Genomic DNA, 3,023 nt, shown 5'->3' with positions numbered 1-3,023 from the left:
GGCGCTGGCATTCCTGGGCCTGTGCCTGATAGTCGTGTGGCGGATATTCAAGACTGGATACAGGCTCAAGTCCTAGGCCGGCGATGCCAGTCGAGCCTGGTTCTGGATGCCGGGCTTGCCAGCCGAAGGTTTGTTGACGCTGATCAAAATATCAAGCAAGCTGTTGCGGTACGCTAACTGTCTTGCTGCAAACGTTCGCCCTTATAAATTCTTTTTGACAGAGATACGATGAATAAAATCACACTCGCTTTTTTGGCCTTGCTCCCCTTCTCCGCATTTTCGCAGCCGGTTGATCCCTGCATTGCAAAAAACTCGACGCAGGAAATGAGCGCATGTGCGAAAGCCGAATACCAGCAAACCAGCGACAGGCTGGACAAGACTTACAAGGCACTCATAGCGCAGATGCCGAAGAAGGATGTGCAAGGCATACCCTATCAGGCTGTCAAAAAGCAGTTCCCCGTTGCGCAGCATGCGTGGGTTGAATTTGTTGCGCAGGATTGCCAAACCATCAGCATCTACAACAAGGGCAGCCTCTTGAGAGACATCGAATATTACAGCTGCATGCGCCTGCATACCGAGCAACGCATATCGGATCTGGAACGTTTCCTCAGCCGCAGAGAAAAAACGAAGTCATAAGCTGTGCGATGCGGGCATGACAGCGACTAGCGCTCCTTCATGCCTGCACGCATGCTGCCGTATGGATCGTCGATGATGTAGCGCCACGATCCATCCTCCTGCCTGCGCAACACTTCCAGCGTATCCACATTCGTTTTTACCAATTGCCCATCGGGCTTGGTAAACGCCAGTTCAGCCTTCATACGATTCGTAGCCAGGGTTCCGTCACCACTCAGGGTCGCCTTGATAAATGCAATCGTGAACTTGGGTTTCAAGGCAATGACGCCAGCATTGTTTTCGCGGATCGCATCCAGCCCTGTCATCGTTTCACCTGACTTCTTGAACAGCACTGCTGTCGGCTCATACAAGGCTACCGATAATTCAATGTCGCCCGATTCCAGCGCGGCAACCAGTATGCGACTGCACTCCTCTGGCTCGCGCGCCAGCTTGTTCAGCTGAACAGCGGTATTATTGTCAGGCATGATGCTCCTCCGGTAAGTGTCATGTAAACAAATGTATCATCCCATGATGCTTTGCATATATCCATCAAACCGGCAAACTTTTACATTTCCGAGCGCATGACCCTCCCGGCAGCAGAAAGCGCAGCAAGCGTCCATCGCTATGTATGGCGGGACGGAGACCGGGTATACGGCTTCGTCGATTATTACCTGTTCGATCAGGTATGCATGATCACGCATACGGAAGTCGATCCATCGCTGCAAGGCAGGGGTTACGGTTCACAAGTCGCAGGCAAGGCAATCGAACATGTACGCAGCCAGGGCAAACGCATCGTGCCGGTGTGCGGCTTCATGGCGCACTATCTGCGCCAGCATCCGCAACATTTTGATATGGTCACGCCCGCGAGCCGACGCATCTTCAATATAGGAAAAACGGAATGATCAGCTATATCGCAGTCAAGCATATCCACGTCACGTGCGCGGCCTTGAGCATCAGCCTGTTCCTGCTGCGGGGTGTCTTGATGCTGCGTCATTCAGCAATGTTGCAGCAACGCTGGCTAAAGATCACGCCGCATGTAGTCGATACGCTGCTGCTGGCAAGCGCGCTGACGATGGTGGCATGGAGTGCGCAATATCCATTTGTGCAAAGCTGGCTGACTGCGAAGGTGCTGGCGCTGCTGGCCTATATAGTACTGGGGATGATTGCATTGAAACGTGGCAAGACTGCCAGCATCAGGTTGATGGCGTTTATTGCGGCATTGCTGGTATTTGCCTATATCGTCGCGGTTGCGATCACCAGACAGGCGCTGGTTTTCAGTTGATACACGCTGACTGAACGCAAGCTTACTGGACCTCAACCTTGCCGAAAAATCCCAGTTGCAGACTCGCGGCAACGCGATGCGCCATCAGCATGAACTGCGCCGCCGACGCTTCATCGAACAAGCGGTTCACGGTTTTTTCAAACAGGCTGAGCCAGCGCCTGAAATGCTCAGGCTCTATACCGGCCAACTGCATGTGCTTGCCATAGACATTGCCATGAAAGCTGCGCGTACCCAGCACGATTGTCGACCAGAATTCCCCCAGTTTTTCTAGATGCGCAGTCCAGTCGTCACCCAGAACCCTGGTAAATATCGGCCCTAAAGCATCATCCTGTCTTACCGCACGATAAAACTGCTCGACCAGATCCTGTATGTTCTCGCGTGTGATGGTGTCGTATTTCATGGCTGGCCTGTCTGTGCTGTCTGTGATTACCATCGGCACTATACCAGTGCCTGCAAACGATGAAGCGCCTGCCCGGCAAACGCTTCATCGATGGGCATCAAGCTAGCGCAGGATAATCAACATAGCCTTCCGCTGTTGCGCCATAGAAGGTTTCGTAATGTGGCGCATTCAACGGCGCATCGAGTTGCAGGCGCTTCGGTAAATCCGGATTGGCGATGAACAATTGGCCGAACGCGACTGCATCGGCGGCCCCCGACTCTATCAGCTGCTCTGCCGTCGCCTTCGTCATTTTTTCATTCGCAATGTATACGCCGCCGAACGCTTGCTTGATTTGCCGGCCGAGGCTGTCACCACCCAGCGCTTCACGCGCACAGATGAAGGCAATGCCGCGCTTGCCGAGTTCACGTGCGACATAGGTAAAGGTTGCCGCAGGATTGGAGTCGCTCATCGTGTGCGCATCGCCGCGCGGTGCCAGATGCATGCCGACGCGCGCGGCGCCCCACACTTCTATACAGGCATCGGTGACTTCCAGCATCAGGCGCGCGCGATTTTCTATCGGGCCGCCGTATGCATCCGTTCGCTTGTTGCTGCCATCCTGCAGGAACTGGTCCAGCAAGTAGCCGTTGGCGCCATGCACTTCCACGCCATCAAAGCCGGCCAGCTTGGCGTTTTCCGCACCTTTGCGATAAGCCGCAACGATGCCCGGGATTTCTGCCAGATCGAGTGCGC

The 3,023-nt window shown here is 54.3% G+C and carries 5 protein-coding genes and 1 pseudogene; 3 read left to right on the top strand and 3 right to left on the bottom strand.

Annotated elements, in window-relative coordinates:
* Positions 1 to 228 precede the first annotated feature (228 nt).
* The gene (locus tag Q7T06_RS12585) at positions 229 to 636 is read left to right on the top strand and encodes a lysozyme inhibitor LprI family protein (protein WP_304785148.1); all 408 of its coding nucleotides are present in this window, start codon (positions 229 to 231) and stop codon (positions 634 to 636) included.
* Positions 637 to 662: 26 nt separating this feature from the next.
* Here the strand turns inward: Q7T06_RS12585 and Q7T06_RS12580 are convergent, their stop codons facing one another.
* A complete protein-coding gene (locus Q7T06_RS12580) occupies positions 663 to 1,097 on the bottom strand; it encodes a nuclear transport factor 2 family protein (protein ID WP_304785147.1) in 435 nt (144 codons plus the stop codon).
* Between the two features lie 96 nt (positions 1,098 to 1,193).
* Here Q7T06_RS12580 and Q7T06_RS12575 point away from each other — a divergent pair, with 96 nt between their 5' ends.
* Positions 1,194 to 1,514: a GNAT family N-acetyltransferase gene (locus Q7T06_RS12575; protein WP_304785146.1), complete on the top strand. Its 321-nt coding sequence runs from the start codon at positions 1,194 to 1,196 to the stop codon at positions 1,512 to 1,514.
* Positions 1,511 to 1,894 (top strand): SirB2 family protein, encoded by a 384-nt coding sequence (locus Q7T06_RS12570; protein WP_370652386.1) that lies wholly within the window; start codon positions 1,511 to 1,513, stop codon positions 1,892 to 1,894. Before Q7T06_RS12575 ends, Q7T06_RS12570 begins: the two co-directional genes overlap by 4 nt.
* Before the next feature lie 22 nt (positions 1,895 to 1,916).
* On the opposite strand, the gene Q7T06_RS12565 is transcribed toward Q7T06_RS12570, so the two are convergent.
* On the bottom strand, positions 1,917 to 2,294 hold the full coding sequence (locus Q7T06_RS12565) for a group III truncated hemoglobin (protein WP_304785145.1): 378 nt from the start codon (positions 2,292 to 2,294) through the stop codon (positions 1,917 to 1,919).
* Between the two features lie 97 nt (positions 2,295 to 2,391).
* A pseudogene (locus tag Q7T06_RS12560) lies at positions 2,392 to 3,023 on the bottom strand (alkene reductase); the annotation flags it as partial.

Origin of the sequence: Herminiimonas sp., assembly GCF_030645555.1 — a bacterium.
Taxonomy (GTDB): domain Bacteria; phylum Pseudomonadota; class Gammaproteobacteria; order Burkholderiales; family Burkholderiaceae_D; genus Oxalicibacterium.
The sequence above is the reverse complement of the archived record's forward strand: the minus strand, read 5'-3'. Positions and strand labels throughout refer to the sequence as shown.

What these genes read in the sequence shown, in the direction of transcription:
- Q7T06_RS12580 (WP_304785147.1), bottom strand. Translation starts at nt 1,097, where the DNA reads ATGCCTGACAATAATACCGCTGTTCAGCTGAACAAGCTGGCGCGCGAG.
- Q7T06_RS12575 (WP_304785146.1), top strand. Translation starts at nt 1,194, where the DNA reads ATGACCCTCCCGGCAGCAGAAAGCGCAGCAAGCGTCCATCGCTATGTA.
- Q7T06_RS12570 (WP_370652386.1), top strand. Translation starts at nt 1,511, where the DNA reads ATGATCAGCTATATCGCAGTCAAGCATATCCACGTCACGTGCGCGGCC.
- Q7T06_RS12585 (WP_304785148.1), top strand. Translation starts at nt 229, where the DNA reads ATGAATAAAATCACACTCGCTTTTTTGGCCTTGCTCCCCTTCTCCGCA.
- Q7T06_RS12565 (WP_304785145.1), bottom strand. Translation starts at nt 2,294, where the DNA reads ATGAAATACGACACCATCACACGCGAGAACATACAGGATCTGGTCGAG.